Raw genomic sequence first — 25,949 nt, forward strand, 5'->3', positions numbered from 1 at the left:
TAGGCCGCTACTCGCCGAAGGCGGCGAGGCCGGATTGCCAGGCGGCCGTCAGGTCGGCGTTGCTGGGGAAGCGGCCGTCGATTTCGAGGCTCACCATGCCATGGGCGAAGGCCCAGAGCGCGCGGGCTCGGGCCGGGTCGCCGCCGACGGCCGTGACGAGTGGTCGTGCCGTGCGCTCTTCCAGGTCGGGCGGGAGTAGGTCGCGGCGGAGTGGGCGGTAGTTCATGAGGCGGTATACGTGCGGGTGGGCCAGGGCGTAGTCGCGGTAGGCCTGGGCCACGCCCGGGAGGCCCTGGGCGGAGGCGGTTTCCAGGGCCTGCGCCACCTCGGTGAAAGCCTGGGCTACTACCAGGGTTTCGAGGGCGGTCTTGTCGGGGACGTGTTTGTACAGGGAGGGGGCTTTGATACCCAAGGCCTCGGCTACGTTTCGCATGGTCAGGGCCTCGGGGCCCTGGGTGTCCAAGAGGGTGCGAGCGGCGGCGGCGATCTGCCGCTGTCGCTCGGTGAGTGGTCCGGTCGGGTCAGGCACGGAGGAATCCGTCCGCGGTGCGGAGGCCGTAGCCGGCGATGCGGTCGATGCCGATGTGCAGCATCCAGGCCAGCAGGAAGGTGAACAGGGCCGGGATCTGGAGGGGGGCAAAGGTGTACGCGACGGCCAGGGCCAGGGGGATCCAGGTGCGGTGGGCGGTGTTGTAGAAGGGGACGGCCCGGCGGGGCAATTGGCCCTGCTGCACAGGGTCTTTCGCGCCGATGGCGGCGAAGAAGGTGAGGTCGGGGGCGATGAGGCCGGCCGTCAGGGCCAGCCAGGAGCCGGTGCCGTGGTTGACGCCCTCGAGGATGGCGAAGGCGGCGAGGAAGATGGTCCAGGTGATCCATCCGGCCTTGCGGACGAGGGCCGGGAGCCGGGGATCGGTGGTGGCCGGCAGGTTGGCGGCGATGGTGGTCATCGGACCCTCCGAGGCTTCTCACTGAGGCTAACGTTGTTAGCCATCACGTTAAGCTAACACCGTTAGCCAGTCAACCCCGAATGGTCAGGCGGCCATCGGCTCGGCCTCCGCGGCGGGCGAACCGGCCGGTTCCGCGGGATGGAAGCCCGGCAGGAACCGATCCACGAACGGGATCATCAGCTGGATCAGCGGTCCGATGGCGAACGCGTACACGACCGTGCCCACTCCGACGCTGCCGCCGAGGATCCAACCGACGGACAACACCGTCGCCTCCAGCCCTGTCCGGATGACCCACACCGGCTTGCCCGTACGCCGAACCAGGCCAGTCATCAGGCCATCACGCGGACCCGGCCCCATGCCCGCGCCGATATAGAGCACTGTCGCAATCGCATTGAGCACCACCGCCGCGCCCATGGCGGCGATCCGGATCGGCAACGCGTGCAACTCCGGCAGCAACCACAGCCCCGCGTCCACCGAGACGCCGATCACCACGACATTGCTGACCGTGCCCAGACCCGGCCACTGCCGCAGGGGAATCCAGGCCAGCAGTACCGCCGCGCCCGTAATCGCCACGACCGTACCGAAACTCAACGGCACCTGATCGGCCACGCCCTGGTGGAACACATCCCACGGATCCAGGCCGAGCGCGGCGCGGATCATCACGGCCATGGAGAAGCCGTACAACCAGAGTCCGACATACAGGGCGATGAGGCGGCGCAACAACATTGACCGAGCATGGCGGCAACTGGCATGCAACCGGTAGAGCCAGTCGCAAAGATCTGGATACCAAGCTGGATATATCTTTTCGTACAAGAAACCGCGCAACGCCGTAGTTACGACGCGCGGAGACGCGTTGACCGCGAGGACCGGCCCGACGTAATTTTGTTTCTCCGATGCGCCGGAATTCTTGTCGGCGCGAACAGCGGGTCCGTGAGATGTCTGGAGCGTCGGATGATTCGACGCTGGAGGCGTTATGCGGCGGGACGGCGCATGGTTCGGGGTACGCACGCGCGGATTCACAGTGCGCCCACACATGGTTCGGCACTGGTGGCGCGCCGGGCTGATCGGCGCGGTGACCCTGCTGGCGGCGGCGGTCGCGGTGCCCGGCACTCGCGCCGACATCCCCTATCCCGACAATGATCCGTTCTACGCGGTGCCGATCAACCTGGGAGAGTTCGCAAACGGGGCAATCCTCAACTCCCGGCCCATCGCAGTCTTCGGGCTGCCGCTCCCGGTGGCGGGCTGGCAGGTGCAGTACCGCACCACCGATTCCGCCGGGGAAGCCGCCGCGGACGTGGCCACCGTCATGACGCCGCTCACGCCCTGGACCGGTCCCGGCGATCGCCCGCTGCTGTCGTATCAGATCGCCGAGGACAGCCTCGGAACCCGTTGCGCCCCATCCTTCGCGCTGCGCGGCGGGCGCGACTTCTCCATTGCCACCACCCTGCTGGACGTACCCTTCCTGGCCGAGGCGTTCCGCCGCGGCTGGGCCGTGGTGGTGTCGGACTACGAGGGCCCGCAGTCCCGATTCTTCGACGGCGTGAACTCCGGACGGGCGGTGCTGGACGGCGTGCGCGCCGCCAAATCCTTCGCCCCACCGGGTATCACGGATGCCAGTCCGCTCGGAGCCTGGGGCTACTCGGGCGGCGCCTTCGCCACCCTGTGGGCCATGCAGCTGCGGGCGAGCTACGCGCCCGAGATCTGGTTCGCGGGTGTGACCTCCGGTGGCGTGCCCGCCGACATCCCCGCCATCACGCGCGGCGTGGACGGCGGCTATCAGGCCGGGCTCGCGGTGCTGATCCTGCTCGCCCTGGCCCGCAACGATTCCGGCTCCGGACTGGCGGACACGCTCAATGACAGCGGCCGGGCGCTGCTGGCGCAGGAGGCGACCTCCTGCGGCGGCGATCTGGTGGCCCGCCACTTCTTCGGGCACGTCGACGACTACTCGAGCGTCCCGGACATCCTTGACAGCCAAGCCTTCCGGGCCGCCACCAACCATCAGGAGCTGGGCGGCTGGGCGCCCGACGTGCCGCTGTACCTGTACCACAGCAACAACGACGACGTGATTCCGCCGGCGGGCTTCAGCGCCCTGGTGGACCGCTACTGCGCGCTGGGCGCGAACCTCACCGCCGTGCACTCGGCGATACCGGGCCACAATCCGGCCGCTGCCGGAGAAGCCTTGGGGGCCATGAACTTTCTGTCGGATCGCTTCGCTGGCGACCCGGTGGACGCCGGGTGCACCGTGCGCTGACGATCGTCCGCAGCGGCCGGTGCACCCGCGCCGGAGTGTTACTGGTCGCCGGGCTGGGCCCACTTGGTGGTGCCGGGCGCCGCGTTCAGCGTGTTGATCAGGTCGATGCCGGCGATGAGCAGGGCGGGCCCGCCGACCACCAGGGTGCCGATGACCGCGCCGACCGCCGCGGCGACCGGGACGGTCGCCAAACCGAAAGCGCCACCGAGGAATCCGATCGCGCCGACCGCCGCGCCCACCGCCAGGCCCAGGAAACTGCCGATGGCCGTGCCGATGCCGAACTGGGTGCTGAACGCCTCCATGGCGTGCTGGTTCTCGTTCGTCGAGGCCACCGGGTGCAGTGCCGGCGTGGCCGCGGCGACATCCTTGACCGCGGTCAGGGACAGGGTGGCGCCGCCATCGCTGACGGTGCCCGGCACCGGGTAGCTCAGACCGTCCTGTTCGAAGGCCAGCGGCAGGCTGAGGACGGTCGCGCCCGCGGAGTCCTTGATGTTCACCGCTCGCCCGGCCAGCTCGAAGCTGCCGTTGGTGAGGGTGGTGACAACGGTATTGCCGACCAGCTGGGTCTGGTAACCGATGTCGGGCACCGCCGGATCCGCGTGTGCCACACCGGCTCCGGTGATGGCGACTGCCGTGACAACCGGCGCGGCGACAGCGGTGATCTTGCGCAGCATCATGGGTCTTCCAATCTCGATCAGGTGTTTGTGGCAACACACGGCTCAGTTGAAAGAATTCCCCCTTTGCGACTGTGAGCCCGTGTTGCATCGGCAACGCGCTCTACTGGCAGACACGGTAGCGCGCGGCACCGACACCCCGAATTATTTTCCGCTCGAGTGTTGCTAAAAAAGCAGTTCGACACCGATTCCCAAGGCGCACACCAAAGCCACCACCAGCAGGGCCACCATGTCCGCGCGCCCCGGCGATCCCGGGCGGGCGGTCAGCTCGCCGGTGCCGCCGCGGGTGGTGATGGCCTCGCCGAGTTCGCCCGCCCGCCGGCTGGAGACCGCCATGCTCGCGGTCAGAATGTCGACCAGCGGGTTCTCCGACGCGCGATGCAGCAGCGAATCCTTGGGCCGCAGTTTGCGAGCCGCGCGCAGGATGCGCATCTCCTCCAGCAGCAGCGGCAGGCCGCGCAGGGTCAGCGCGACCACCACCGCCCACTCGTCCACCGGAATCGCGTGCCGGACCCCATGGCGTGTCCAGCCGATGCGCTTCAGCGGCGCACCCAATCTGGCCAGCGCGGGCGCGACCTCACCCATCGGCGTGGTCCACGCGACCAGGAACGACGCGCCCAGCAGCAGGAAACCGAACAGGACCACCTGCGCGTACCGCAGCAGCGCCGACGCGCCGACGGGCGCGTTGATGGCCGCCCCGATCAGCACGCCCGCCCAGAACCACCACGGGAGGCGGGGCAGCGTGCCCAGCGGCAGCTTCGCCAGCAGGAACACCGCCACCAGGAACAGCGTCGCGACACCCAGCAGCGCCCAGGACGGGATGAACATGAGCAGCACGCTGACGGCGAAGACGCCGATCATCTTGGTACCGGCCCAGAGTCGATGCACGGGGCTGTCGACGGGGACCTCGCGCAGGACGACGCTGCTCATCGGACACCTCCGGTGAAATCCTGAATCCGGTTGTCGTGGACTGCGGCGGCACCGTTCTCGACGAGGCGGCCGTCGCGCAGGTGGACGGTGCGGTCGCACACCGCGGCCATGTCGGACACGTCGTGCGAGATGACGATGAGGGTCAGGCCCGAATCCCGGAGCCGGGCAAGCAGTTCCACCACTCCGGCGCGGCCCTTCGGATCGAGTCCGGCCAGCGGCTCGTCGAGCACCACCACCTGGGGGTGGCTCGCCACGATCGCCGCCAGCACCACCCGCTTGGCCTGCCCGCCGCTGAGCTCCTCGACCGAGCGCGAGGCCAGCGCCCGATCCAGCCCCACGGCGTCGAGGGCACGTGCGACCGCGTAGCTGCCGCGGCCACCCCAGTCCTCGATCTCGGTGCCGACGTCCTGGCGCTGCAATTGCAGGCGGGAATGCTGGAAGGCCAGCTGCACGGCCCCGATCCGCTTGTGCGCCGGACGGGTGGTGCCCATGGGTTCGCGCAGCACACAGGTGCCGGCGGTGGGCATGGTCAGCCCGGCCATGATCCAGGCCAGCGTGGACTTGCCGGAACCGTTGCCGCCCACGATGAGCAGGGCTTCGCCGCGGCGGACGCTCAGGTCGATGCCGTGCAGGGCGGGCGCTTCCCAGGGGGTGCCGCGGTTGTAGGTGTGGCCGACGCCCTGCAATTCGAGGACGACATCGCCCATGGGCCGGCGGCGTGGATCGCGAACGGGGCGCGGCCAGGCGGGCAGATGTCCGACCGAGCGGCCCTGTTCCAGATGGACTACCCGGTCCGCGGCAGCCGCGTCCGCCTCGTGATGGGTCACCAGAACCACGGCCATCGGATGCCGGCGCGGCAGGTCGGCCAGCAGTGCGACCAGGTCACGACGACCTTCGGGGTCGATCATCGATGTCGCCTCGTCGGCGATGAGCAGCGTGGGCTGCCGGGCCAGGGCGGCGGCCACCGCGAGCCGCTGCTGCTGACCACCTGACAGGGTCGAGGTTTCGCGGCCGCCCATACCGGCCAGGCCGACCTCGGACAGCAATCCGTCGATATCGACGGCCGCGGCATCCGCGGTGGGCAGGCCCCACACCACGTCATCCGCGACGAGCACGCCCAGCGTCTGGCTCTCCGGTCGCTGCAGCACCATCGCGGTACCGCCACGCACGCCCAGGCCCGCCGCGCCCAGCCGGGTGACCGTGCCCGCGGTCGGCGGGCGACCCGCGAGAATCCTGGTGAGCGTCGACTTTCCGGACCCGTTGTGGCCGACCACCGCCACGAATTCGCCGACGTCGACAGTCAGATCGATATTGTGCAGGGCATCGGTGCGCGCTCCCTCGTATCGGAACGCGACCTCTCGCAAGGTGACCGGCAGCGGCGCGACCGGACGCGGATCCGCGGGCGCGTCCAGCAGGCTGTCGCGGCCCGGCAGCCAGGACAGGCGATCCAGCACCCGCCCGAGCACGAACCAGGAGAACACTCCGCTGACCACCATGGCCGCGATGATGCCGCCGCCCACGAAGGCCCACCACCAGTGCAGGACGGTGTCGGTGTAGTCGGACACGGCACGGCCCAGCGGCTCCAGCGAAGACTGGCGCGCCGCCAGGTTTTCGATGCCCTCCGCGGAGTTGCGGATGCTGTCGAACAGCAGGTGCCGCGACTGAGCGAAAACCAGCAGCATGCCGACCGTCAGGGCGGCCATCACGGACCCGGCCACCGCCGACAGCGCCACCACCGCGGGCAGACCGCCTCGCCTGCGCTTGACCGTGCCGATGATCCCACCGATCACCGCGACGCCGACCAGGTTCTCGGCGGGCAGCAGCCCCGCCGCGACGAACGTCACCAGCGCCCCCGCGATGGTGGTCGCCAGCTGCGCCCGGAACCGGTGCCGATGCGCCAGCAGCCCCATGGGCACCGCCGCCACCAGTTGCAGTGCCGCCGCGAACGGCACCAGCGACCCGAGCGTCACCAGCCCCACCGTCGCCCCGCCCAGCACGGCCGACGCGGCCAGCTCGATGGGCCGCAACGCCCCCGTGGGAAGCGACGCCCCAGCGCTGCTCCCGGCGCGGGACACGCCAACCTGCTCGGCCAGCCCACCGCGAATCCGGTACGAATCGGTCACGCCTACCAGTCTGCCGTGTCCGCACCCCAACCCACCGCGACCTCTCAACATCTCCACAGACTGCAGGCAGTGCCGCCACAAATATCCGCGGTCGATCAGCGGAAACACCAGCCCCTATGGCATGGCCCACCCAGCCGTCCCGCCGATCGGCCCGCATTCCCGGCCGCTAGGCCGGACGCTGGTCGATGAGGTTGGCGAAGATGTGGGTGATGCGGGTTGTGAGGGCTTCGGGGGTGGTGCCGGATTGGGTTGCGCGGAGGCCGAATTTGCCGTCGACGGTGAGGGCGGCCATGCCGTGGGCCAGCGACCACCAGGCCAGGGCCATGGTTTCGGCGTCGGTGGCGGGGAGGAAGCCGGACTGGACGGCGTCGGCGACGGCGGATTCGAGGATGGCGTAGGCGGCGTCGCCCGCGGCCTCGGTGTCGGGGTGCTTCTCGGGCTGGGACAGCTCGGGACGGAACATGATCCGGAAGTAGGCGGCGTGGTCGCGGGCGAAGCCGACGTACCCCTCGGCCATGGCGAGCAGGGCCGCGCGTGGATCAGGGGCAGCGGCGCGGGCGGATGCCATTGCGGCGCCGAGGATTTCGAAGCCGCGGGCGGCGAGGGCGGACATCAGGGCGGCACGGTCGGCGAAGTGGTGGTAGGGCGCGCCGGGGCTGACGCCGGCTTCGCGGGCGACCTTGCGCAGGCTCACCGCGGCCAGGCCCTCGGACTCGATCAGCTGCAGGGAGGCGCGCAGTAGTTCCTCGCGGAGGTCTCCGTGGTGATAGCGGTCCTTGGTCGGCGGCATGGGATGAGCGTAAGGGGTTGACGGCTCCCGGCCTCGGAATCTATACATTGTTCAGATTCTAAACACTGCTCAGATTGGAGTCGGGCAATGTCCGATCTCGTTCTCGTCACCGGCGCTTCCGGCTATGTCGCGGGCCATGTCATCCAGGAGCTGCTCGGCCAGGGCTATCGGGTGCGCGGCACCGTGCGCTCGGCCGCCCGCGCCACCGCGGTGGCCGGACCACTGCCCGGCGTCGAGCTGGTCGAGGCCGATCTGGGCTCGGACGCGGGCTGGGCCGCGGCCGTCGCGGGCTGCCGCTACGTGCTGCACACCGCCTCGCCCTTCCCCTCCGGTGTCCCCGAACACGAGGACGAACTCGTCCGCCCCGCCGTGGACGGCACCCTGCGGGTGCTGCGCGCGGCCGCCGGAAGCGGTGTCGAACGGGTCGTCGTAACCTCCTCGATCGCGGCGGTCGAGGTCGGCAACGAAGGGCATCTGCTCACCGAGGCGGACTGGTCCGACACCGCGCAGTGCGACGCCTACCAGAAGAGCAAGACCCTGGCCGAGCGCGCCGCCTGGGATTTCGCCGCCGAACACCCCAATCTCGAACTGGCCGTGATCAATCCGGGCATGATCATCGGCCCCATCCTGCGCGCCGAGGCCGGCACCTCGGTGGACGGCATTCGCGCCCTGCTGGCCGGGGGCATGCCCGGCGTCCCACGGCTGAATTTCGCGACCGTGGATGTCCGCGACCTCGCGGTGGCGCATCGGCTCGCCATGGAAACCCCGCAGGCCGCGGGCAATCGCTACATCTGCGCGGGCGAGGAAGTCTCCTTCCCGGAGATGGCGCAGATTCTCGCCCAGCGCTACCGGGTCGCGACCCGCGTGCTCCCCGACTGGCTCGTCCGCCTGAGCGCCCGGTTCAACCCCGACGCCCGCACCGCCGTCCGCTTCCTCGGCCGCGCAGCGCACCTGAGCGCCGCCAAGGCCGAGCACGACCTGAACTGGACCATGCGCCCCGTGGCGGATTCCCTGCTCGACACCGCGGAGAGCCTCATCCACTTCGGCCTGGTGCCCGCGCCCCGCCCAGCCCGCTCCGCCGCCTGAGTCAGGGAGCTTCCACCGCGGGATTTCGCCCGATTCCCCGCACCGCGAGGTCCCTGATCATGGTTCGCCGGCGGGGTAGGGTGACGAAAGAGGGTGGGGCAGTGGGAGATTGCGGAGGGCTTATGCGGCGCGGGAACGGGCTGGAGATTCCGGAGACGCTCGAGGACGTGTGTTCGCCGGAGAAGATGGCGGTCGTCGTGTACGACATGCAGGCCGGGGTGCTCGGGCAGCTCGACGACGGCCCGGCGATCACCGAACGGGTCGCGCGGGTCGTCGAGGCCGCGCGGCGCGGCGGCTACCCCGTGATCTTCCTGCGGCACTTCTTCCTGCCGAAGCGCCTCATGGGAACCTTCGCGCTGCGCATGGCCATGAGCTGGCAGGGCGTGGACTCCGCGGACGACGTGGTGCCGATCCTGCAGCGGAACACCCCGGGATTCGAGCTGGTGCCGGAACTTCGGCCGCAGGCGGGCGAGACCGTCTTCGACAAGACCTCGATGTCGGCGTTCGAGGGCACCCCGCTGGCCTCCACCCTGCGGGACCTCGGGATCGGCGCGTACGCCATCGTCGGCGTCGCGCTCGAGATCGGCATCGCGCCGACCGTGTGTCACTCCACCGATCTGGGTTTCATCCCGGTCGTGATCCGGGACGGCGTCGGCGGACGGGACGAGCCCGGACAGCAGCGCGCCTGGGACGATTTCGCCTTCCAGGGCCACGCCATCGTCACCGATATCGACACCATCGTGCCGCTGCTCGAGAAGTCGAGCTAGCCGAAACGGTCAGTCGGAGCTGGGAATCCAGGCCGGATGCCAGAGTCGTCCGGTCTCGGTCCAGTTCATGAAGCGCACGGTGCCGGTGAGTTTCGGCGTCACCCACACCGCGTCCTGACGCTCGTCGGCGGTGAGTTCATTGCCGAACGGGCTGGTCTTGCGGGTCAGGCGGCGCAGCCGATCGGCGAGGTCGCTCATCTCCTGCTCGCTGAACCCGGTGCCGACCCGGCCCAGGTAGTACAGCTCCCCCTCGTGCGGGACACCGACCAGCAGCGAAGCGAACTGCCGCACCTCCGATCTCCGGTAGCCGCCGATCACCACCGACAGCGTCCGCCAGTTCCGGGTCTTGATCCACGACTGCCCGCGCCGCCCGGGCAGATACACCGAGTCCCGTCGCTTGGCGACCACGCCCTCCATGCCGTGATCCTGGCTGTACCGCAGGGCTTCCGCACCCTGCCCGCCCAGCTGTTTCGGCACGATCAGCGAACGCGCCTGCCCGGCAAGGGCTTCCAGCACCCGTCGCCGGTCGTCGTAGCGTTTGCGGACCAGCGAGGTGCCGTCCAGATACAGCAGGTCGAAGGCCAGGAAGACCGCCCGCGTCGAATCCTCCCGCAGCAGGCCGAGATTCGCGCCACCGTGATCGTCGAAGACCACCGCCTCGCCGTCGAGCACCGCGCTGTGCCCGGACAGTTCCGAACCCAGCACCGCCAGGCCCGGATACTTCCCGGTGACCACATGCCCGGCCCGGCTGCGCAGCGTGACCGCGCCGTCCTCGATCTCGGCGATCAGCCGGAACCCGTCCCACTTGGTCTCGAAGGCCCAGTGCTCGGCGTCGAGGGTCCCCACATCACCCGCCGTGGCGAGCATGGGTTTCAGCCCCCGCGGCATGGGCGCGGGGGTGCGCGGCGGCGCGGCCGGAACCGGCTGCGCCCCATCGCCTTCCATCCCCGGCGGCGTCTGATCCTTCATCAGGTGCATGAGCCACTGGTTGCCGTTGGTCTGGATCAGTGCGTACCGCCCCGTCAGCCGCTGCCCGCGCAGCCAGACGATGACCTCGTCGTCACGCCACTTCTCGGTCTCGTAGGTGCCGGTATCCCAGATGGTCATCTCGCCGCCGCCGTACTCGCCCTTGGGGATGGTCCCGTGAAAGGTGAGGTACTCCATCGGATGGTCCTCGGTGTGCACGGCCAGGCGGTTCTCGCCGGTATCGGTGGGCGGGCCCTTGGGCACCGCCCAGGACACCAGCACGCCCTCGCGCTCCAGCCGGACATCCCAGTGCAGCCGCCGGGCGTGATGCTCCTGCACCACGAACCGATTCCCCGGACCGGCGTCGGGCGGGCCCGGCGGGACCGGTTCGGGTGTGCGCCGCGGGTCGCGCATGGAGCGGTAGGTGCCGAGCCGGTCCGGAACCGGTTCCGGCAGTGGCTCGTCCAATCCTTCGAGCAGATCACCCTGCTCCCGCCAGCGCCGCAGCACCTCGTCGAAGCGCAAGTGCCGCAGCCGTTTCGGTTTCTCGATCTCCGTCCAGGCGCGGGGCGCGGCCACCCACGGCTCGGTGCGCCCGCGCAGCGAATACGGCGCGATGGTGGTCTTGGCCGGATTGTTCTGGCTCCAGTCCAGGAACACCTTCCCGCCGCGCGCCGATTTCGCCATGGTGGCCGTCACCAGCTCCGGCCGCAGCTGCTGCAGGTTGGTGGCGACCTGCTTGGCCACCGCCGACGCCCCGTTCGGCCCGAGTCTGCGGTCCAGCGGCACGTAGATGTGAATTCCCTTGGAGCCGCTGGTGACCGGGTAGGCCTCCAGCCCCACCTCGCGTACCACGTCCCGCAGAATGAGCGCCACCTCGGCGCACTGCGCCAACCCGGCCCCCGGCCCGGGATCCAGGTCGAACACCAGGCGGGTGATGTCCCCGACCTCGGCCCCGTCGAAACGCCATTGCGGCACATGCAGTTCCAGCGCCGCCTGCTGCCCGAGCCAGGCCATGCCCGCGAGATTGTCGATGAGCGGGTACGTGACCGGCCGGTCGGAATGTCGAACCGTCCTCCGCGCCAACCACTTCGGCGCGTGCTCGGCCAGGTTCTTCTCGAAGAACGACTGCTCGTCCACCCCGTTCGGCCACCGCTTGCGGGTCACCGGCCGCTGCGCGATATGCGGCAGCAGGGCCGGGGCGATGGCCGTGAAATAGTCGATCACCTCCCCCTTGGTGGTCGCGGTAGCCGGGTACAGCACCTTGTCGAGGTTGGTCAGCCCAACCTCGATACCCCCGAAATCCCTGCGGGACCCCATGACAGCAGTTTAGGTCCGGGTCCCGGCAAAAACCGGCAACCCCAAGCGACCCGGAGGAACTCGCGCCATCCGTGAAATGCCAACGGGCCGTTCAGGTCAGCGACGGGGATCCCGCCACTCCCGAACAGCCCGTGGAACGACCGGTGCGACCACTGCGAGACGCCGCGACGACTACGCCTCGGGCTGTTCGCCTTCCGCGGCCTCCGCAGCGGGTTCCGGGGCCGGTTCGGCCGCCGTCGCGGCGGGTGCCGGCTCCGCGGCCGGTTCGGCTGCGGGCGCCTCCGCGGGGGCCGCGGCCGGCGCCTCGGGCTTGATGGCCGACTTGACCGCCTCCGTGCCCTTGTCGATCTGGGCGGAGAACTTCCCCCCGGTCTTCTCGTCGATCACATGTCCGGCCTTATCGACCGCCTGCTCGATCTTCTCGGCGTTCTGGGCCGCCACCTCTTTGCCCTTGCCGACCAAGCCCTTGAGCGTGTCCATGAGACTCACAGCGCTGCTCCTTCACTCTCGGTCCGTTATTCGCGAACATCTTCCCACCACGAATCCCGTGGTGGGAGGCCAATCGGGTCGATCCGCTCGCCCGGCTTCGGCACGGCGATGCGTGTCCCCGCCGCCTCCGCGGCCTCGACCAACCGGCGGACCGGCTCCGACCAGCCGTGGAAGGCCAGATTGAAGGTGGCCCAGTGGATCGGCACCAGCAGCCCGTAGCCCGCATCGCCGACACACAGGTCGGCGTGGGCGCGCACCGCCTCCTCGGGATTCATGTGCACATCCGGCCAGTGCCGGTCGTAGGCGCCGATGGGCAGCAGGGTCAGGTCGAACGGGCCCAGCCGGGCACCCGCCTCCGCGAAGGCCTTGGTGTAGCCGGTGTCGCCGCCGAAGTAGACCCGGCGGGTGGGACCGGCGATCGACCAGGACGCCCACAGCGTGGTGTTGCGCACCAGCCCACGGCCGGAGAAGTGCCGTGCCTCCGCGCAGGTGATCACCAGATCGGTGCCGTCACCATGATCCCGCTGCAGCTCCGACAGCGAAACCGAAGCGGCCCAGTCCAATTCGACAATGCGATGTTCGGGCACCGCCCAGTGCCGCAGATGCGCGCCGATGCCGATCGGCACGATGAACACGCAATCCTGACTGTCCGCCAGCTCGATCACGGTGTCGCGATCCAGATGGTCGTAGTGGTCGTGGGAGATGAGCACCGCGTCCAGCGCCGGCAGCTCCGACAGCGGTGACGGCACCGGATGCAGCCGGGCCGGACCCACCAGCGGCGACGGCGAGACCCGCTCGCCCCACACCGGATCGGCCAGCACCCGGTAGCCGTCCACCTCGATCAGACAGGTGGCGTGGCCGTACCAGGTGACGGCCAGGTCCCCCGCCTGCTCCGGCAGCGCGGGCGTCACCAGCGGGATCGTCCCGGCCGGGCGGCCCCGGTCGCGCTGAGTGGCCAGCTGATACAGCAGCTCCAGCGGGGAACCGGTGATCTGGCTGCTCGGTTCGGTGTTGTGGAACTGCCGATTGCGATAGGTGGTCGCCCCGCGCGCCGTCGGCGCGATGGCGGACATGGAGGCGCCCATCGCGGAGGGAATCCCCCACGCCGCCCGCACCAACCAGGAAAGACCGAATGCACCCGCAGACATACCCACCAGTTTCCGCGCATTCGCGGCCGCGCGCTGCCCGTTCATTTGCCCTCGAACTTCGCGGGCCGCTTCTCCTGACGTGCCGTGCGCGCCTCCTGCGCGTCGGCACTCTGCCACGCCGCGTCCAGCGCCGCGGTCTGCTCCAGGGAGTCGGAGCCGCGGGTGTCGTCGTCGTTGAAGACCAGTTTCAGATGCCGCAGCGACAGCGGCGCGAGTTCGGCGATCTGCTTGGCCCAGGCCTGCGCGTCGGCCAGCGTGCCGATCCGGTTGGCGAAGCCGAAGTGGTACGCGTCCGCGGCCTGCACCCGCTCGGCGCCCATCAGGATGGTGCGAGCCGGTCCGGGCCCGATCAGGTTGGACAACCGGCGCACGGTCCAACGGTCCACGGAGATACCGAGTTTCGCCGCCGGCACGGCGATGAAGGAGTCCGGTGTCATGACCCGTAGATCCGACGCCAGGGCCAGTTGCACGCCCGCGCCCAGCGCCCCGCCGTTGATGGCCGCGATCACCGGCACCGGGATCGTCTCGATGGTGCGCAGCATGCCGAGCAGCCCGGTCAGGAACGTGTCCGAATACACGCCGTCCAGATCCGCGCCCGCGCTGAAGATCGGCCCCTGGCCGGTCAGCACGATCACGCGGGCCGAGGTCGCGGCCTCCTCGAGCGCCGCGCGCAGCAGCCCGATCAGCTCCTCGTTCAGGGCGTTCCGTCTATCCGGACGCTGCAGTTCGATGGTCACTACCTCGCCATCGCGGCTGACTCCGAGCATCTGTCCCTTCCCCACTGTCCAACTCACCTGCGCTTTCGACCCATGATCGGCTTTCACTCTAGGTGCGCGTACCGTCGGGCCGGTGACCGCAACACCCGATGTCGACATCCTCGTAATCGGCGCCGGACAGGCCGGTTTGTCGGTCGGATATCACCTGCGACGGCTCGGTTTAACGCCGGAGCAGGACTTTCTCATTGTCGACCACGCTCCCGCGCCCGGCGGGGCGTGGCAGTTCCGGTGGCCGTCACTGACATTGAGCAACGTCAATCGGGTGCACGATCTTCCGGGCATGCCGTTCGCGGAGACGCTGCCCGAGGGCTCGGAGAACGCACAGGCGGCCACGGCCGTGCCGCACTACTTCGAGCTCTACGAGAAGCGCTTCGATCTGCGGGTGCGCCGGCCGGTGTCGGTCAGCCTGGTGTGCGACCGGGCCACCCCGGCCACCTGCCCGGATCAGGAGGTCGACGGGCTGCTGCACGCGGAGCTGACACCGGACGCGACGCTGCGGGTGCGCGGGCTGGTGAATGCGACCGGCACCTGGGACAAGCCGTTCATTCCCTACTACCGGGGCGCGGACACCTTCGCGGGGCGTCAGCTGCACGCCCACGATTACCGCACCGCAACGGAATTCGCGGGCAAGCACGTGGTCGTGGTGGGCGGCGGGATCACCGCCGTCCAACTGCTGGACGAGATCTCGCAGGTCACCGGCACCACGTGGGTGACCCGGCGCGAACCCGTGTTCCGCTCAGGGCAATTCGCACCCGAGGACGGGCGGGCGGCGGTGGCCATGGTGGAAGACCGTGTGCGGCGTGGACTCCCGCCCGGCTCGGTGGTCTCGGTCACCGGCCTGCCCGAGGACGCGCGGGTGCGGGCCATGCGCGACCGCGGCGTGCTGGATCGGCGGCCCATGTTCGACCACCTCGAAGCCGACGGAATCCGCTGGGCCGACGGCACTTTCCAGCACGCCGACGTGATCCTGTGGGCCACCGGATTCCGCAGCGCCCTCGATCATCTGGCCCCGCTGCGGCTGCGCGGTCCCGGCGGCGGCATCACCATGGGCGGTCGGCTCGCCACCCGGGTCGAGGCCGATCCGCGCATCCACCTGATCGGCTACGGCCCGTCCGCCAGCACCATCGGCGCGAATCGCGCGGGCCGGGCCGCCGCCGTCGAATTGACCTCGTACCTGGGCATTCCCACCCAGCACGAGCCGTGAGTTCAGGCGGGGGCGTCCATATCGAAAATGTTCGGATCCGCGCCCTGCCGTGCGCCCTTGTCGATACCGGCGATCTGCGTCATCTCCCGGCCGGACAGCTCGAAATCGAAGACCGCCAGGTTCTCCGCCATCCGGGACGGCATCGTGGACTTCGGAATGGCCACGTTCCCCAGCTGCATGTGCCAGCGCAGGATGATCTGTGCGGGCGTCCGGCCGAGCTTGTCCGCCAGCGCGATGATGACCGAGTCGTTGAACTCGGCCCCGCGCCCCAGCGGGCTCCACGCCTCGGTCACGATGCCGTGCGCGGCGTGGAAGGCCCGCAATTCCGACTGCGCGTAATACGGATGCAGCTCAACCTGATTGATGGCCGGCGCCTCACCGGTCTCAGCCATCACCCGTTCCAGGTGCGCCCTGGTGAAGTTGGAGACGCCGATCGAGACCACCCGGCCCTGCCGCTTGAGCGTCTGCAGCGCGCGGAAGGTGTCGAGGTACAGACCGGCCGCGGGCAGCGGCCAGTGGATCAGGAACAGGTCGATGGTGTCCAGGCCCAGTCGCTTGACGCTGGCGTCGAAGGCACGCATGGCGGCGTCGTAGCCGTGGTCGGCGTTCCACAGCTTGGTGGTGACGAACACCTCGTCCCGCGGTAGGCCCGATTCCCGGACCGCGCGGCCGACCTCCTCCTCATTGCCGTAGAAGGCGGCGGTGTCGATGCTCCGGTAGCCGAGCTCGAGGGCCGTCGTCATGGTGCCGACCGCCTCGGCGCCGACGACGTTGTACACACCGAACCCTAGCTTCGGCATGACCTGGCCATCATTGAGCACTATCGCTGGGATGTCGCTGGCCTCGAACCGATAAGTCACCGTTCCGAAGGTAGAAGCGCCGTTCCACCCCGTCAACCGAACACACGATAGGGAAGAAGTCGAATCGAATCCGCACGGTGGCAACTTCTCAGCGTCACCGTGGTGGGATGTGAGGAGAACTACGACCCGAGACCCAGGCGACGGTATCGCAACTGCCGTGCGGCCGGCAGATCCGCGGCGGACCGACTGGTGAGACCGGCCAGTTCGTCGGCAATGGCCGCCACCGTGCGCAGCGCGAAATCCACCGGCTCCTCTGCGGCATCGGGATACTCGGGCACGATGCGGTCCACGATCCCGTCGGCCCGCAGATCCTGCGCGCGAATCCGCTGAGCGGCAGCCAGTTCCGGGGCGTGCCCGATGTCGCGGTAGACGATCTCGCTCGCACCCTCCGGCGGAAGCGGAGCCAGCCAGCCGTTCGCGGCCGCCAGCACCCGGTCCGCCGGCAGCAGGGCCAGCGCGCCACCGCCGGTGCCCTGGCCGAGCAGCACCGACACCGTCGGCGTATCGAGGGTGACGAGATCTGCTATGCAGCGGGCGATTTCGGGCGCCAGGCCACGCTCCTCCGCCTCACGGGACAACGCGGCGCCCGCGGTATCGATGACCAGGACCAGGGGGACGTGGAGTTCGGCGGCCAGATGCATGCTGCGCCGGGCCTCGCGCAATGCCGCCGGACCCATGGTGTTCTCGGGCGACTGCCCCGCGCGATCATGGCCGAAGACGATGCAGGGCTGCCCGCGGAAACGGGCGAGCGCGTGCACGACGGTGCGATCCAGCTCACCTTGTCCGGTGCCGGACAACGGAACTCGATCGGTGGCGTGGCGCAGCAACTCCCGGATTCCCGGCCGATCGGCCCGCCGCGAGATGAGCACCGACTGCCAGCCGTCGACGTCGCCGGTATCGAACAGCGCCGGGCCGCGTCGCTCCTCCGCACCCGCCGGGAAGGAACCGATGCCCTCCCCGGAACGGTGTGGGCCGCCGCCCTTTCCGGGCAGCGGCAGCGGTCCGTCGCACAGGACGTTCAGAGCCCGATGTGCGATCCGGCGGAAGACCGGCACCGGTACGACTCCGTCGATAACCCCATTGTGGTAAAGGTTTTCGGCCGTCTGCACGCCCTCGGGGAACTGTTTCCCGTACAGCGCCTTGTAAACTCGCGGCCCGAGAAAACCGACCAGCGCGCCCGGCTCGGCAAATGTCATGTGCCCCAACGATCCCCACGAGGCGAACACCCCGCCCATGGTCGGGTCGCGCAGATACACCAGATACGGATGCCCCGCCGCCTTGTGTGCGGCCAGGGCCCCGGCGACCTTCACCATCTGCACGAAAGCGACTGTGCCCTCCTGCATTCGGGTACCGCCGGAGGTCGGCGAGGCGAGCAGCGGCAGTCCCAGCTCGGTGGCACGCTCCACCGCCGACACGATGCGCTCGGCCGCGGCCACCCCGATGGACCCCGCGAGAAACCCGAACTCACACGCGAGCACGGCGACCCGCCGTCCGCGCAGCAACCCCTCCCCGGTGAGCACCGCCTCATCGGTGCCCGCCGTTGCCGCAGCAGCCAGCAAATCCTCGCGATACCCGGCCGATGCCGCCACCGCAACGGGTGGCCGATCCCAGCTCACGAAGGAACCGGGATCGAGCAATGCGCCGAGCAGCTCCCGCGCCGAGATCTTCACGGCGCGAGCTTATCGCCTGAACGGCTCAGTACCCCTGCACGACCTTGCGCAGTGCGTACTCGGTGACCGCGACCAGAGCCTGCTTCACCGGCTCCCGGCGACGGGCATCGATCGAGAGGATCGGCACGTCCGCGGGCACCGCCAGGGCCTGGCGAATGTCCTCGACCGGATACCGTGGCGCATCATCGAATTCGTTGATGGCCACCAGGAAGGGTAGGTTCCGCGCCTCGAAGTAGTCGACGGCGGCGAAACTGTCCTCCAGCCGGCGGGTGTCGACCAGTACCACCGCGCCGATGGCGCCCTTGATCAGGTCGTCCCACATGAACCAGAAGCGGTACTGGCCGGGCGTGCCGAACAGGTACAGCACCAGGTCATCGGCCAGGCTGATGCGGCCGAAGTCCATGGCCACCGTGGTGGTGGCCTTGGACGGGATCCCGGTCAGGGAGTCCACGCCCACACTGGCATTGGTCACCAAAGCCTCGGTGCGCAGCGGAACGATCTCCGACACGGCACCGACCAGAGTGGTCTTGCCGACACCGAAACCACCGGCCACGACGATCTTGGCCGACGTGGGCTTGCTGGTGCGCGTGTCGACCTGTGTCGTCGAATCAAATACGCCGGAGTCCACTGAGAACCCTTTCGATCAGCTCGCGACGTTCATCGTCGCTGGAATCGTCTTTCAATGTCGCCGATACCCGCACATGGCCGGCATCGATGAGGTCGGCGACCAGCACCCGCGCGACCCCGAGCGGGATGCCCAGACGCGCGGCTACCTCGGCAACCGACGGCGATTCTCTGCACAACTCCACGATTGACGTCTCGATATTGGTGAGTTCGAACTGCCGCTCGAGGGCGACCGGATGCGATGCGACGAGCGCCTCCAGGGCGAGCTCCACCTTCGGCCGGGTGCGACCGGCCGTCAGTGAATAAGGGCGAACCAGGCTCGGTTCGGCGCTCCCAACGCGTTCGTTGTCTATGTCCATCCCGCCATCAGGAACCCATCGTGACGCGAGGTGTGGCCTGAACCGTCTGGCCCACTCGCTCGACCAACAAGGCCATCTCGTATCCCACCTGGCCGATGTCGCAGGACGTATTCGTCAGCACCGCCAGGTACGAGCCGTCGCCGACCGCCATGAGCAGCAGGTAGCCGTGTTCCATCTCGACCACCGACTGCAATACGGTGCCGCCCTCGAACAAGTTCGACACACCAACCGAGAGGCTCGCGAGCCCCGCGGTCACCGCTGACAGCTGTTCGGCACGGTCCACGGGCAGCTGCGCACTCGCGGCCATCAGCAGGCCGTCAGCCGACACCAGGACCGCGTGCGCAACGCCGGGAACCTCATTGGCGAAATTCGAAACCAGCCAATCCAGCTGACGCTTCGTACCACCTAGATCGGGGTTCATCGGTCTCCTTTATCTCCGGTTAGGTTCATAGCTTTCATCGCGCGGCCATCCCGGACGCCCTGCTGGTGACGACTCAGACTTGACCTGATGGATTCTGGGTCCCGATGGGCCGCCTTGTCAGCGTTTCCGGTGACACCGCCGGGCACAAGTCGGTTACCGGGATCACGCTGCGGCAGACCCGCGGCGGTCCGTTTGTCCGCCGAGGACTCGTTGACGCGGCGAGCCGCCTGCCAGCCCTCGTCACCCGGTGATTCGAAGGACGACGCCACCTGGGACCGGTCGGCATTCGGATCCGACAGCCACGCCGACATCATCTCCGCGAAAATCGGTGTGCCACCCATGATCGCATCGCCACCGGAATCGGCCGGCTGCAAACGGGTCTGGAAGAACGACGCCGCCTTCTGCGGATTCGAGCGGAAGCTGTGCCGTCCGGGCTCCTTGACAGCGTCGGAGCCGTTCTGCGGCAGGCCCACACCCGGAATCGGGCTCGGGCGCTGCGGCAGCACCGCACCCGGATCACGCTGCGGCAGACCGGTCACGCCCCGCTGCGGCAGGCCCGCACCCGGATCACGCTGCGGCAGTGGATCACTCAGCGGATCACGCTGGGTCAGACCACCGGACAGCGGATCAGCGCCCGGGGCACCACGCTGCGGCAGACCACCGGCGGATTCCCGCTGCGGCAGACCGCTACCGGCGTCGCGCTGCGGCAGACCATTGCCACCGTCACGCTGCGGCAGGCCGTTGCCACCGCGCTGGGGCAGACCACCGGCAGCGGAATCACGTTGTGCCGCTCCACCTCCCAGCGCTCGAGACCCACCCAGCGGATCACGCTGAGTCAGACCACCCGACAACGGATCAGCACCGGTGGCACCACGCTGCGGCAGGCCGCTGCCCGCGTCGCGCTGGGGAAGACCATTGCCCGCGTCGCGCTGGGGCAGGCCACCGGCCGCCGCACCACGCTGCGGCAAGCCGCCCGCGGCCGGATCACGCGGCGGCAGGCCGCCATCGCGCGGCGCGAGGCCATCACGCTTGGGCAGACCCGGCATGTTCGAATCCTGAGCGGCGGCGAGGCCATTGCCCCCGTCCCGCTGCGGCGCGGCACCCCGCTGCGGCAGCCCCTGGCCCGGAGCACCCGGACCACGCTGCGCCGGAGCGCCATTGGCGCCCGGCTCCCGACGCGGCAGACCACCGGCAGCGGAATCACGCTGCGGCAGACCACCGGCCGAAGGATCACGCGGCGGCAGACCACCGGCCGAAGGATCACGCGGCGGCAGACCACCGGCGGCCGAGTCACGCTGCGGCAGACCACCGGCGGCGGGCTCACGACGGGTCGGACCCGAATCCGCTCCGCGCGCTTGCTGCGGCGCACCATTGCTACCCGGTTCGCGCTGGGGCAGGCCGCCGGGCGCGGGGCGCTGCGGCTGGCCGAGACCGGCCTCGCGGCCCGGCGCACCGTTGGTGCCCGGCTGACGCTGCGGCAGACCACCCGGTCCCGACGGAGCTCCACCCGGCGCGGCATCGCGCTGCGGCAGGCCGACGGAGGGATTGCGCTGCGGCATCGCACCGGACTGACCCGGCTGCAGCAAGCCTCCCTGGCCCGGACCGCTCGGTGCGGCCCCCGGCTCGCCCGGTCGCGGCGGCATGCCGCCCGGGGCACCTTGGCGCTTGAGCATGTTGGCGGCGAGACCGCCCCGCGGCTGCGAGGGGCCGTCAGGGCTCTGACCGCGCTGCGGCAGATTGGCGCCCGGCTGGGCCGAGGGCGCGGACGGACCGTGCGCGCCCGGATCACGCTGGGGTAGGCCGGCGGGCTTCGACCCGCCCGGAGCCGTCAGAGTGTGCTTGACGGTGGGGCCGTTCACACCGGGCTGCCGGGTCGGCAGACCGCCCGGCACCTGGGCGCCCGGCTGCCGCGTGGGCAGTCCGGTCGAGACGCTTGCCGCGGCGGGGGCCGGGGCAGCGCCCGGCGTCTGTCCCGCCGGAGCCGGAATCGGCCCGCTCACACCCGGATCCACGGTGACCATCACATTGCCGGTCGCCGTGCGGGTGACCGCGCGCATCTGCATGGAGGACGGCGCACCGGCCTGGTTGCCCGCACCCTGCGGCGCGGACGGCGTGGGAGCCGACGGCGGCGTCTGACCCTGCTGCGGCGGCACCGAGATCGGCCCGCCCGCCGAGACGATCAGCGGCTTGGGCACGTGCACGGTGACCGTCACGCCCGGGTCCCGGGCGATGTCGAAGGTCGGGCGCAGCCGCACGGTCAGGCCGTGGCGCTCGGCCAGGCGGCCGACCACGAACAGACCCATGTGGCGGGCGGTGTCCGGACCGACCTCGGCCACGGCCTCCAGTCGCCGGTTGATCTCGGCCATTTCGGCCGGGGGCATACCGATACCGCGGTCGGCGACCTCGATCAGCAGACCCTGATCGTGTGCCTGCGCGAAGGTGAACTTGACGTCCGTCTCCGGGGGCGAGGCGCGCAGCGCGTTGTCCAGGAGCTCGGCGAACAGGTGCGCGAGGTCGGAGGCGGCGGGCTCGACGAGCGCACCCCGCGGGGTGGCGCCCAGCTTGACGCGTTCGTAGTCCTCCACCTCGGAGATGGCGGCGCGCAGCACGTCGGCGATCTCGACGGGCGCGGACTTGGTCCGGCGCTGCTTGGTACCGGCCAGAATCAGCAGGTTGTCGCCGTTTCGCCGCATACGGGCGGCGAGGTGGTCGAGGCGGAAGAGGTTTTCGAGCAGGCGCGGGTCCTTCTCGTCGTACTCCATCGCCTCGATGAGCGAGAGCTGGTGATCGACAAGGGACTTGGAGCGGCGGGCCAGGGTCTCGAACATGTCGTTGACCTGGGTACGCATGGCGGCCTGGTCGGCGGCCAGGCGCAGCGCCTGACCGTGGATGTCGTCGACGGCGCGGGCCAGCTGGCCGATCTCCTCGTCGGTGTGCACCGGCATCGGTTCCAGCGGAACGTCTTCGGGATCCGCACCGTCACGCAGCGAGGAAACTTCCTGGCCGAGGTCGTATTCGGCGACGCGCAGGGCGGCCAGGCGCAGACGGCGCAGCGGGACGATCATCGCGCGCGCGATCAGCACGGCCAGCGCCAGCGCGCCCAGGATGGTGGCGATGACGATGATCGAGTAGCGGATGGCGCCCGAGCGGGCCGCCGCGGCCAGATCGTCCACCCGGGACACGATGTCCTTGGTGGAGGCGGTCGCGATGGACTGGTAGCCGTTGATGCTGGCGACCAGCGAATCCTTCAGCTCGGCGACGGGCAGCTGCCCGGCCAGCGCCTGCGGGCCGTTGACCAGCTGCACGCGGGTGTCGGCCTGCCGATCCAGCTCCGCGATGGTGGCGTCGCCGTCCGGGAAGCGGTGCGCGAGCACGGCCAGCATCTGCCGCTCGGTATTGACGCCGATCTGGATGTCCTTGAGGCCATCCTTGGGGTTGTTGCGTAGCGCCTCGGCCATACCGGCGACCTCGTTGAACAGCATCCAACGGCTGTTCAGCGAGTCGACCAGGCGCAGCTTGGACTGGTCCACGTTCTTGTCGGCGACGCTGGACACGATGTTCTCCACCGTGCGCACGCTGTCGCCGCGGATCCGTTCGACCGCGGTGACGGTGTCCGGAATCGACTTCGACGGCGCCAGGCCCTGGGCCCGGATCGCCTTGGCGCCCACGATCATCTCGTCCAGCGCCGAGCGGGCGCTGGGCATATCGCTCAATCGCGCAGCCGCCTTCTCGGCGAACGCGATGGCTGTATCCAACTGCGCAAGCTCCGGATCCGAGGTCAGCGATTGGGTCGGGCCCAGCATGACCATCTGACCACTGGCGACCTGCGCCGCATCAGCACTGAGACCGGTGATCGCCGGGATGACCCCGACATGATCGGTCGCCGTCGAGAGCCGGCTGGAGTCGGCGAACTCCGCCGAGATCCTGGACGCTCCCAGCACAACAGCAACCAGCAGCGGCACGGCGAGCACCGCCGTGACCTTCCATCGCAGGTCCCAGTTGCTCAGCGCCCAGCGCTTATTGCTGCCGGACCTAGCGGCGTCACGCATCTCCCACTCACTTTCCAAACTGGCCCCAGCCACGCGCCATCAGCGAGCCTCCGCGATCGCACGCTGGGCTCGACTGGCACAGCTGGCCGAGAACTGCGGCTGGCCGAGAAATTGCGTCCATGACGGCCGAAATATGTGACATGCGATTCTAACGGATCAATAACTTCTTGTGTGACCTCTTGGCAACCACCGCTCCCTGACCTGCCATTTGCAGGCAAAATCAAAGGTCGCGGCGTCCGCCCGGACGTCGCGTGAAGTCTGCCACAATCAGCTGGATCTATCGAGGCGGGCATCTCAGCGCATCTCAAGGACACATGGCGGAGCTAGGGAGTCACCGGGTTGAACGCGAAGCAGGAGTACCGATCGGCTTATCAGCTGAGCCTGGTCGATCCCTCGGAGTTCTGGTGCGACGCGGCCGAAGCCATCAGCTGGGATGTGCCCCCCACTCAGATTCTCGATACCGCGGCCCGTCCGACGGCGCGCTGGTTTCCCGACGCTCGCCTCAACACCTCCTACAACGCCCTGGACCGGCATGTGCGCGATATCACATCCCCGGAAGGCCCGACCGGCGGTCAGGAGGGGGGTCGCGCTGAACAACCGGCCCTAATATACGACTCGGCTATGACCGGGTCCAGAAAGATCTACACATATCGGGAGCTGCTGGACGAAGTCGCCCGATTTGCCGGATCCATGCGCCGACTGGGCGTCAAGACCGGTGATCGTGTCGTCATCTATATGCCGATGATTCCGGAAGCCGTGGTGGCCATGCTCGCCTGCGCCCGCATCGGCGCGGTGCACTCGGTGGTCTTCGGCGGATTCGCCGCCCACGAACTCGCCGCCCGCATCGACGACGCCGAACCTGTGCTGATTGTCACTGCCTCCGGCGGGCTGGAACCCGGCCGCCGCATCGAGTACCCGCCGATCGTGCTGGCCGCCCTCGATCTCGCGGAGACCACCGCGCCCCGCACGGTGCTGGTCAAGCAGCGGGACGGCTTCCCCACCATTCGTTTTCCCGCCGAGCAGGCCGCCACCGAACATCTGCCCGCCTCCTCCGACACCGTCGCCGCCCGCTGGCTGGACTGGGACGAGGCGCAGATCGGCGCGGAACCGGCCGATCCGGTCTCGGTGGCCGCGACCGATCCCCTCTATATCCTCTACACCTCCGGGACCACCGGGAAGCCCAAGGGCGTGGTGCGCGACAACGGCGGGCACGCGGTCGCGCTGGCCTGGTCCATGCGCAATATCTACGAGGTCGGCCCCGGTCAGACCATGCTCACCACCTCCGATATCGGCTGGGTGGTCGGGCACTCCTACATCGTGTACGCACCGCTGCTGGTCGGGGCGACCACCATCCTCTACGAGGGCAAGCCGATCGGGACCCCGGACGCCGGGACCTTCTGGCGGCTGGTGGACGAATACAAAGTCGACGTGATGTTCACCGCACCGACGGCGCTGCGGGCCATTCGGCGCGCCGATCCGGACGCCGCACTCGCGCATCGCCACGATCTGACCCGGCTGCGGGCACTGTTCTGCGCCGGCGAGCGGCTGGACCCCGCCACCTACGAGTGGGCGGTGGAGACCCTGCTCGCGGAGCGACCCGACTGCCCGGTCGTGGACCACTGGTGGCAGACCGAGACCGGCTGGCCCATCTGCGCCAATCCGCTCGGGCTGCAGCAGCTTCCGATCAAGCCCGGTTCGGCCTCGGTGCCGGTGCCCGGGTACCGGCTGCGGGTGCTGGATTCCGAAGGCAATGCGGTCCCACCCAATACAGAAGGAAACATCGTCATCGGGCTGCCGCTGCCGCCCGGCACGCTGACCACGCTGTGGCGCGACGACGCCCGCTACGAGCGCTCCTATCTCTCCGCCTACCCCGGCCACTATCTGACCGGCGACTCCGGCTTCTTCGACGAGGACGGTTACCTGTACGTCCTGGGCCGCAGTGACGACGTCATCAATATGGCCGGGCACCGGCTCTCGGCGGGCGGCATCGAGGCGGCCATTTCCGGGCATCCGGCCGTGGCCGAGACCGCGGTGGTCGGTATCCCGGACGAGCTGAAGGGGCAGCGGCCGATCGGGTACGTGGTGCTCAAGACCGGCATCGACATCGAGTCCGAGCGACTGCGCGCCGAGGTCATCGAGCGGGTTCGCGAGCGGGTCGGCGCCATCGCCACCCTCTACGACGTGGTCGCGGTGACCGCGCTGCCGAAGACCCGCTCCGGAAAGATCCTGCGCCGCACCATGCGTCAGATCGCGGCGGGCGAAACCTTCGAGGTGCCGCCCACCATCGACGACGCCGCCATGCTGCCCACCCTGGAGAAGCAGATCCGCGACGCGGTCACCCTCATGGAGGACAAGGAGCGCATCGCCGCCGCCGATGCCGCGATCGCCACCTCCGCGCTCCACCGCGTCGATCCGGCCACCCTCGATACGGGCGCGTCCGGGGTGGATCCGGCCGCTCAGGCCGGGGATTCGGCCGTCTCGGGCTAGCCTCAGAA

The 25,949-nt window shown here is 69.4% G+C and carries 22 protein-coding genes; 5 read left to right on the forward strand and 17 right to left on the reverse strand.

The genetic code is table 11. The annotated features are described in order from the left end of the window. Positions 1 to 7 precede the first annotated feature (7 nt). From ABZV44_RS02110 to ABZV44_RS02120, 3 genes are all read right to left on the reverse strand, one after another. Entirely contained in the window at positions 8 to 529 is a 522-nt protein-coding gene (locus ABZV44_RS02110; protein ID WP_354830759.1) for a TetR/AcrR family transcriptional regulator, read from the reverse strand. Then, positions 522 to 947 carry a DUF4260 family protein gene (locus ABZV44_RS02115; protein ID WP_354830761.1) on the reverse strand — a complete coding sequence of 142 codons (426 nt, stop codon included), beginning with the start codon at positions 945 to 947 and terminating at the stop codon, positions 522 to 524. Before ABZV44_RS02115 ends, ABZV44_RS02110 begins: the two co-directional genes overlap by 8 nt. An 84-nt stretch (positions 948 to 1,031) precedes the next feature. Next, positions 1,032 to 1,673, reverse strand: coding sequence for a hypothetical protein (locus ABZV44_RS02120; RefSeq protein ID WP_354830764.1), 642 nt, complete (start codon positions 1,671 to 1,673; stop codon positions 1,032 to 1,034). A gap of 307 nt (positions 1,674 to 1,980) precedes the next feature. Here ABZV44_RS02120 and ABZV44_RS02125 point away from each other — a divergent pair, with 307 nt between their 5' ends. Continuing rightward, positions 1,981 to 3,198, forward strand: coding sequence for a lipase family protein (locus ABZV44_RS02125; RefSeq protein WP_354830767.1), 1,218 nt, complete (start codon positions 1,981 to 1,983; stop codon positions 3,196 to 3,198). A 38-nt stretch (positions 3,199 to 3,236) separates the two neighbouring features. Here ABZV44_RS02125 and ABZV44_RS02130 read toward each other — a convergent pair whose 3' ends face one another. The 4 genes from ABZV44_RS02130 to ABZV44_RS02145 all read right to left on the reverse strand — a co-directional run bounded on the left by ABZV44_RS02130 (position 3,237) and on the right by ABZV44_RS02145 (position 7,715). Next, positions 3,237 to 3,875: an ammonium transporter gene (locus ABZV44_RS02130; protein WP_354830770.1), complete on the reverse strand. Its 639-nt coding sequence runs from the start codon at positions 3,873 to 3,875 to the stop codon at positions 3,237 to 3,239. 162 nt (positions 3,876 to 4,037) lie between these two features. After that, positions 4,038 to 4,802, reverse strand: a complete 765-nt coding sequence (locus ABZV44_RS02135; protein WP_354830773.1) for an energy-coupling factor transporter transmembrane protein EcfT — start codon at positions 4,800 to 4,802, stop codon at positions 4,038 to 4,040. Next, a complete protein-coding gene (locus ABZV44_RS02140; RefSeq protein ID WP_354831612.1) occupies positions 4,799 to 6,877 on the reverse strand; it encodes an ATP-binding cassette domain-containing protein in 2,079 nt (692 codons plus the stop codon). Before ABZV44_RS02140 ends, ABZV44_RS02135 begins: the two co-directional genes overlap by 4 nt. A 214-nt stretch (positions 6,878 to 7,091) precedes the next feature. Continuing rightward, a complete protein-coding gene (locus tag ABZV44_RS02145; protein ID WP_354830775.1) occupies positions 7,092 to 7,715 on the reverse strand; it encodes a TetR/AcrR family transcriptional regulator in 624 nt (207 codons plus the stop codon). A gap of 87 nt (positions 7,716 to 7,802) precedes the next feature. Here ABZV44_RS02145 and ABZV44_RS02150 point away from each other — a divergent pair, with 87 nt between their 5' ends. Together ABZV44_RS02150 and ABZV44_RS02155 are read left to right on the forward strand one after the other, a co-directional pair. After that, positions 7,803 to 8,801, forward strand: coding sequence for an aldehyde reductase (locus ABZV44_RS02150; protein WP_354830778.1), 999 nt, complete (start codon positions 7,803 to 7,805; stop codon positions 8,799 to 8,801). 122 nt (positions 8,802 to 8,923) lie between these two features. Continuing rightward, positions 8,924 to 9,568: an isochorismatase family cysteine hydrolase gene (locus tag ABZV44_RS02155; protein WP_354830780.1), complete on the forward strand. Its 645-nt coding sequence runs from the start codon at positions 8,924 to 8,926 to the stop codon at positions 9,566 to 9,568. A gap of 9 nt (positions 9,569 to 9,577) precedes the next feature. On the opposite strand, the gene ABZV44_RS02160 is transcribed toward ABZV44_RS02155, so the two are convergent. The 4 genes from ABZV44_RS02160 to ABZV44_RS02175 all read right to left on the reverse strand — a co-directional run bounded on the left by ABZV44_RS02160 (position 9,578) and on the right by ABZV44_RS02175 (position 14,258). Beyond that, positions 9,578 to 11,854 carry an ATP-dependent DNA ligase gene (locus ABZV44_RS02160; RefSeq protein ID WP_354830783.1) on the reverse strand — a complete coding sequence of 759 codons (2,277 nt, stop codon included), beginning with the start codon at positions 11,852 to 11,854 and terminating at the stop codon, positions 9,578 to 9,580. Positions 11,855 to 12,025: 171 nt separating this feature from the next. Next, positions 12,026 to 12,334: an antitoxin gene (locus ABZV44_RS02165; RefSeq protein WP_354831615.1), complete on the reverse strand. Its 309-nt coding sequence runs from the start codon at positions 12,332 to 12,334 to the stop codon at positions 12,026 to 12,028. A gap of 35 nt (positions 12,335 to 12,369) precedes the next feature. Then, entirely contained in the window at positions 12,370 to 13,491 is a 1,122-nt protein-coding gene (locus ABZV44_RS02170; protein WP_354830786.1) for an MBL fold metallo-hydrolase, read from the reverse strand. A 41-nt stretch (positions 13,492 to 13,532) separates the two neighbouring features. Further along, on the reverse strand, positions 13,533 to 14,258 hold the full coding sequence (locus ABZV44_RS02175) for an enoyl-CoA hydratase (RefSeq protein WP_354830789.1): 726 nt from the start codon (positions 14,256 to 14,258) through the stop codon (positions 13,533 to 13,535). Between the two features lie 82 nt (positions 14,259 to 14,340). Here ABZV44_RS02175 and ABZV44_RS02180 point away from each other — a divergent pair, with 82 nt between their 5' ends. Further along, the gene (locus tag ABZV44_RS02180) at positions 14,341 to 15,471 is read left to right on the forward strand and encodes an NAD(P)-binding domain-containing protein (RefSeq protein WP_354830792.1); all 1,131 of its coding nucleotides are present in this window, start codon (positions 14,341 to 14,343) and stop codon (positions 15,469 to 15,471) included. A 2-nt stretch (positions 15,472 to 15,473) separates the two neighbouring features. Here ABZV44_RS02180 and ABZV44_RS02185 read toward each other — a convergent pair whose 3' ends face one another. From ABZV44_RS02185 to ABZV44_RS02210, 6 genes are all read right to left on the reverse strand, one after another. After that, positions 15,474 to 16,271 carry an aldo/keto reductase gene (locus tag ABZV44_RS02185; protein WP_354830795.1) on the reverse strand — a complete coding sequence of 266 codons (798 nt, stop codon included), beginning with the start codon at positions 16,269 to 16,271 and terminating at the stop codon, positions 15,474 to 15,476. 179 nt (positions 16,272 to 16,450) lie between these two features. Next, on the reverse strand, positions 16,451 to 18,001 hold the full coding sequence (locus tag ABZV44_RS02190; RefSeq protein ID WP_354830797.1) for a carboxyl transferase domain-containing protein: 1,551 nt from the start codon (positions 17,999 to 18,001) through the stop codon (positions 16,451 to 16,453). Positions 18,002 to 18,026: 25 nt separating this feature from the next. Next, a complete protein-coding gene (locus ABZV44_RS02195; RefSeq protein WP_354830800.1) occupies positions 18,027 to 18,629 on the reverse strand; it encodes an ATP/GTP-binding protein in 603 nt (200 codons plus the stop codon). Next, positions 18,610 to 18,984, reverse strand: coding sequence for a DUF742 domain-containing protein (locus tag ABZV44_RS02200; protein ID WP_033085504.1), 375 nt, complete (start codon positions 18,982 to 18,984; stop codon positions 18,610 to 18,612). The genes ABZV44_RS02195 and ABZV44_RS02200 overlap by 20 nt, the downstream gene beginning before the upstream one ends. A gap of 7 nt (positions 18,985 to 18,991) precedes the next feature. After that, positions 18,992 to 19,405, reverse strand: coding sequence for a roadblock/LC7 domain-containing protein (locus tag ABZV44_RS02205; RefSeq protein ID WP_029930951.1), 414 nt, complete (start codon positions 19,403 to 19,405; stop codon positions 18,992 to 18,994). Continuing rightward, entirely contained in the window at positions 19,402 to 23,454 is a 4,053-nt protein-coding gene (locus ABZV44_RS02210) for an ATP-binding protein (RefSeq protein ID WP_354830804.1), read from the reverse strand. Before ABZV44_RS02210 ends, ABZV44_RS02205 begins: the two co-directional genes overlap by 4 nt. A 339-nt stretch (positions 23,455 to 23,793) precedes the next feature. On the opposite strand from ABZV44_RS02210, the gene ABZV44_RS02215 reads away from it, so the two are divergent. Next, complete coding sequence (locus ABZV44_RS02215; RefSeq protein ID WP_354830806.1) at positions 23,794 to 25,941, forward strand: AMP-binding protein; 2,148 nt, start codon at positions 23,794 to 23,796, stop codon at positions 25,939 to 25,941. Positions 25,942 to 25,949: the final 8 nt, after the last annotated feature.

It is taken from the genome of Nocardia sp. NPDC004860, from assembly GCF_040609015.1.
Classification (GTDB): Bacteria; Actinomycetota; Actinomycetes; order Mycobacteriales; family Mycobacteriaceae; genus Nocardia.

Coding starts and splice junctions, on each gene's coding strand:
- ABZV44_RS02115 (WP_354830761.1), bottom strand. CDS start 947: ATGACCACCATCGCCGCCAACCTGCCGGCCACCACCGATCCCCGGCTC.
- ABZV44_RS02125 (WP_354830767.1), top strand. CDS start 1,981: ATGGTTCGGCACTGGTGGCGCGCCGGGCTGATCGGCGCGGTGACCCTG.
- ABZV44_RS02205 (WP_029930951.1), bottom strand. CDS start 19,405: ATGAACCCCGATCTAGGTGGTACGAAGCGTCAGCTGGATTGGCTGGTT.
- ABZV44_RS02135 (WP_354830773.1), bottom strand. CDS start 4,802: ATGAGCAGCGTCGTCCTGCGCGAGGTCCCCGTCGACAGCCCCGTGCAT.
- ABZV44_RS02120 (WP_354830764.1), bottom strand. CDS start 1,673: ATGTTGTTGCGCCGCCTCATCGCCCTGTATGTCGGACTCTGGTTGTAC.
- ABZV44_RS02185 (WP_354830795.1), bottom strand. CDS start 16,271: ATGCCGAAGCTAGGGTTCGGTGTGTACAACGTCGTCGGCGCCGAGGCG.
- ABZV44_RS02210 (WP_354830804.1), bottom strand. CDS start 23,454: ATGCGTGACGCCGCTAGGTCCGGCAGCAATAAGCGCTGGGCGCTGAGC.
- ABZV44_RS02175 (WP_354830789.1), bottom strand. CDS start 14,258: ATGCTCGGAGTCAGCCGCGATGGCGAGGTAGTGACCATCGAACTGCAG.
- ABZV44_RS02160 (WP_354830783.1), bottom strand. CDS start 11,854: ATGGGGTCCCGCAGGGATTTCGGGGGTATCGAGGTTGGGCTGACCAAC.
- ABZV44_RS02170 (WP_354830786.1), bottom strand. CDS start 13,491: ATGTCTGCGGGTGCATTCGGTCTTTCCTGGTTGGTGCGGGCGGCGTGG.
- ABZV44_RS02200 (WP_033085504.1), bottom strand. CDS start 18,984: ATGGACATAGACAACGAACGCGTTGGGAGCGCCGAACCGAGCCTGGTT.
- ABZV44_RS02155 (WP_354830780.1), top strand. CDS start 8,924: ATGCGGCGCGGGAACGGGCTGGAGATTCCGGAGACGCTCGAGGACGTG.
- ABZV44_RS02145 (WP_354830775.1), bottom strand. CDS start 7,715: ATGCCGCCGACCAAGGACCGCTATCACCACGGAGACCTCCGCGAGGAA.
- ABZV44_RS02165 (WP_354831615.1), bottom strand. CDS start 12,334: ATGGACACGCTCAAGGGCTTGGTCGGCAAGGGCAAAGAGGTGGCGGCC.
- ABZV44_RS02150 (WP_354830778.1), top strand. CDS start 7,803: ATGTCCGATCTCGTTCTCGTCACCGGCGCTTCCGGCTATGTCGCGGGC.
- ABZV44_RS02130 (WP_354830770.1), bottom strand. CDS start 3,875: ATGATGCTGCGCAAGATCACCGCTGTCGCCGCGCCGGTTGTCACGGCA.